Source organism: Streptomyces sp. NRRL B-24572, assembly GCF_002156145.1.
Lineage (GTDB): Bacteria > Actinomycetota > Actinomycetes > Streptomycetales > Streptomycetaceae > Streptomyces > Streptomyces vietnamensis.
The window spans coordinates 1-3856 of record NZ_MWIG01000795.1; the positions used below are offsets into that span (position 1 = coordinate 1).

Consider the following 3856-nt stretch of genomic DNA (forward strand, 5'->3'; position numbering starts at 1 on the left):
GGAACCGGGAGCCTGCGGCACAGGAGGCAGCCGTGGCAGCGGACGGTGACGACGGTGACGCCGCGCTCCCCGAGCAGCGTCGCGAGCCTGCGCACCAGCGAGGACCCGCCCGCGTCGTCGGGCCCGGACACCGCGACGAGGAGGGGGCCGGCCATCACGCCCCGCCTCCTCGGGACAGGGCGCGGGGAGCAGGGCGCACGGGCGTACGGGGGAGCAGGGCGTGGGCGAAGGCACGGTCACGGGACGGCCTGGCTGGACCTGCTGGACCTGCTGGACCTGCTGGACCTGCTGGACCTGCTGGACCTGCTGGACCTGCTGGACCGGATGAACCTGCTGAACCGGATGACCCGTCGGAGCCGCGGCTGCGGCGCGCGGCGCCCGTGTGGGCCGTACGGGCACGCCGCCGCCGCGCAGCGCCGCGTGCCCGGCAGGCCCTGCTCCGGGGCGGAGGGACGGCGCGGCCGATCCGGTCGGAGGCCCGGCGCGCCGGATGGGCGGTCGGGCGGTGGGGCGGTCGGCAGAGGGGGCGGCGCCGGGCACCGTCGAAGGGCCAGTCGGTCACTCGCCGCAGAGGGTGCGGAACGGGTGCCGCCGGCGCTCGGCTGATCTGGATGGAGGTCACGTCGAGCCTCTTCCGGCAACCGGCCCTGCCGAAGGTGTGCGATCAGGGTTCACTCTGTCCTGAAATGATGCTTTCTTTAGCGTTAGCACTCTTTGGTGGCATTCGTCAACTGCGGGAGCTCCGGAGGGGACCGCGCGCCAGGCGCGACAGGGTGTTGTGCGGCCGTTCGTCGAGGAGCGTGCCGAGGATGCGGGCGCCGTCGCGGAGGGTGCGGGGGTGTGACGGGCCGCGGCGGCGCTCGTGACGGCGCGGCAGTTCGAGACTCGGCACTTCGGCGACGCGCAGTCCGTAGTGCAGTGCGTGCGCGACCAGTTCGGCCCCGAGTTCCACGCCGTCCTCGCGCAGGTCGAGCAGATCGACGAAGGGGCGCCGGAACGCGCAGAATCCGTACCAGAGATCCGTCAGGTGCTGGCCGTACAGCCGGTGGGCGACGCGCAGCAGCGCACGGTGTCCGAGGCGTCGCGACAGCGGATAGTCGGCATAATCCCCGCCCGCGATGAAACGCGATCCCTTGACGAAGTCGTAACCGCTTTCCAGATAGTGCAGATAGTGCGGGATCTCGTGCGGCGACATGCTTCCGTCGGCGTTCATCAGGACGATCAGGTCTCCGGTCGCCGCGAGCAGTCCCGCGTGCGGAATGTCGCCCCGGGCGAAGTCCCAGGTCCCGGGCCTGCGCACCGTGAGTCCGGCGCGTTCCTCGCTCCGCCCGGCGGGTCCGCCGATCAGGACCACCTCCCGCACGGTCGGGGGCACCTGGTCGAGGAGCCGGTCGAGCGCCGCTCCCGGGTCCCCGCCGTCGGGGCGGGCCGTGAGGACGAGACTCACCGTCAGGGTGCCGGAATCGGGCACCCGGTCGGTCGATCTGCGCAGGGGATGCGAATCGCTACTCATCGGTACGGCCTTGCTCGTCGGTACGGCCGGGCGTGCGGCCGACCCGCGTCATTCAGAATCCTGCGCCCGGAGCGTTGCCGTCAAGAAAAGCGGAAGAATATGCGGGAGGCCGCGAAGGAATGACCCGCCGGGGCCGCTCGCCCTTTCCCTATCGCGGACCGTCACATTCCCGGCCGTTTGTGCAATCGCTCTCCAGGAGGCATACAATCCCGTCATGGCAGGGCGAATTGAGGACTACGCCCTCGTCGGTGACCTGGAGACCGCGGCGCTCGTCGGGACCGACGGGTCCGTCGACTGGTGGTGCGCGCCCCGCTTCGACTCGCCCGCTTCTCTCGCCGCCCTCCTCGGGAATCCGGACCACGGCCGCTGGCTCCTCGCCCCGGTCGGCAACGGCCGCTGCTCGCGCCGGAGTTACCGCGGGGACACGCTCGTCCTCGACACCGTCTGGGAGACCCTCTCCGGAACCGTCCGGGTCATCGACTTCATGCCGCCGCGGTACGCGGGCGAGCCCGCCCCGAGGATCGTCCGGGTCGTCGAGGGGATCGCCGGACGCGTCGACGTACGGGGCGAGTTGAGCGTCCGCTTCGACCACGGCAGCATCGTGCCCTGGACCCGGTCGACCGGCCGGCGCGCCGCCGTGTACGTCGCCGGACCGGACTCCGCCCACCTCGGCTGCGGGCCCGGCGTCGAACTCACCGTCACCCGCGACCGTACGACCTGCGAGTTCACCGTCACGGCCGGCCGGCGGGTCGTCTTCGTCCTCGGCTGGCGCCCCTCGCACGCCCCCGCGCCGCCGCCCGTGTCGCCCGCCGACGTCGACGCCGCCCTCGCCCGCACCCTCGCCTTCTGGAACGACTGGGCCGCCGCCCTCCGCTACGAAGGGCCCGCGCGCGAGGCCGTGATCCGCTCCCTGCTCACCCTCAAGGCCCTCACGTACGCCCCCACCGGCGGCATCGTCGCCGCCGCCACCGCCTCCCTCCCCGAGTCCATCGGTGGGCGCCGCAACTGGGACTACCGCTTCTGCTGGCTGCGCGACTCCACCTTCACCCTCTCCTGCCTGCTCCGCAGCGGGTACCGCAGGGAGGCGCTGGCCTGGACGGGCTGGCTGCTGCGCGCCGTCGCGGGCGACCCGGCCGACCTCCAGCCGCTGTACGGTGTCGAGGGACAGCGCCGGCTGCCCGAGACGCACGCCGAGTGGCTGCCCGGATACGAGGACTCACTTCCCGTCAGATTCGGCAACGCGGCCGTCGAGCAGTTCCAGCTCGACGTCTACGGAGAGGTGCTCAGCACCGTCTACTCGGCCGTCCGGGCCGGCGTCGCCCTCGACCCCCCGGCCTGGGCCCTGGTCGCCTCGCTCCTGGAGTACCTGGGCAAACGCTGGCAGGAACCCGACGAGGGCATCTGGGAAGTCCGCGGCCCGCGCCGCCACTTCGTCCACTCCAAGGTCATGGCCTGGGTCGCCGCCGACCGCGCCGTCCGTCTCGCCCGCGTCGCCGGACTGCGCGGTTCCCTCGCGCGCTGGCAGGCCCTCCGCGCCGAACTGCACGCGGAGATCTGCGCCCGCGGCTGGAGCGAGGAGCAGCGGTCCTTCACCCAGTACTACGGGAGCGCGCAGGTCGACGCCACCGCCCTGCTGATCCCCCGGCTCGGCTTCCTCCCCGCCGGCGACCCCCGCGTCCTCGGTACGGTCCGGGCGATGGAACGGCTCGACGACCACGGGTTCCTGCGCCGGTACGGCGACGTCCGGGACGGCGGCACCCACGACCTCGACGACCTCGGCGGCACCGAGGGGAGCTTCGTCGCCTGCACGTTCTGGTACGCCGACGCCCTCGCCATGACCGGCCGCGCCGACGAGGCCCGGACCGTCTTCGAACGGGTCCTCGACGTCCGCAACGACGTCGGGCTCCTCGCCGAGGAATGGGATCCGGTGGCCGGCCGCCAGCTCGGCAACACCCCCCAGGCGCTCAGTCATGTCGCCCTGGTGAACACGGCGTTCACCCTGTACGGCACGCGCCGCCACGGCCGCGACCACGCCCGCCACCTCGCTGTGGCATGATCGCGTCGATTTCCGGCGCGGTGCCGGTGCGGCAGGGGGCCGACCATGGACGGGTACGTCGTCATACCGGGCGCGCTGGCGCTCCTGCTCGCGCTCTCCGGAGCGGCCGCGCTCCGCACCGGCTGGATGCCGCCCTGGCAGCGGCGGCGCGTCTCCCGCACGGTGCCGCACGGCTGGGGACAGCTGGCGATGGCCTCCGCGTTCGCGATCCAGGCGTGCGGGCAGTTCGCGGACGACCCGGTCCTGCGCTCCGGCCTGGGCGTGGCGACCCTCCTCGGCCTGCTCGG

2 protein-coding genes and 1 pseudogene are annotated in these 3856 nt (G+C 73.0%); 2 read left to right on the top strand and 1 reads right to left on the bottom strand.

Going from position 1 to position 3856, the window contains the following annotated elements; genetic code table 11:
- Positions 1–727 precede the first annotated feature (727 nt).
- Complete coding sequence (locus CCN56_RS36130) at positions 728–1513, bottom strand: glycosyltransferase family 2 protein (protein WP_086831983.1); 786 nt, start codon at positions 1511–1513, stop codon at positions 728–730.
- A gap of 214 nt (positions 1514–1727) precedes the next feature.
- Here CCN56_RS36130 and CCN56_RS36135 point away from each other — a divergent pair, with 214 nt between their 5' ends.
- Both CCN56_RS36135 and CCN56_RS36140 read left to right on the top strand, forming a co-directional pair.
- Positions 1728–3569 (top strand): glycoside hydrolase family 15 protein, encoded by a 1842-nt coding sequence (locus tag CCN56_RS36135; protein ID WP_086831984.1) that lies wholly within the window; start codon positions 1728–1730, stop codon positions 3567–3569.
- A gap of 45 nt (positions 3570–3614) precedes the next feature.
- Positions 3615–3856 (top strand): annotated as a pseudogene (locus CCN56_RS36140) (hypothetical protein); the annotation flags it as partial.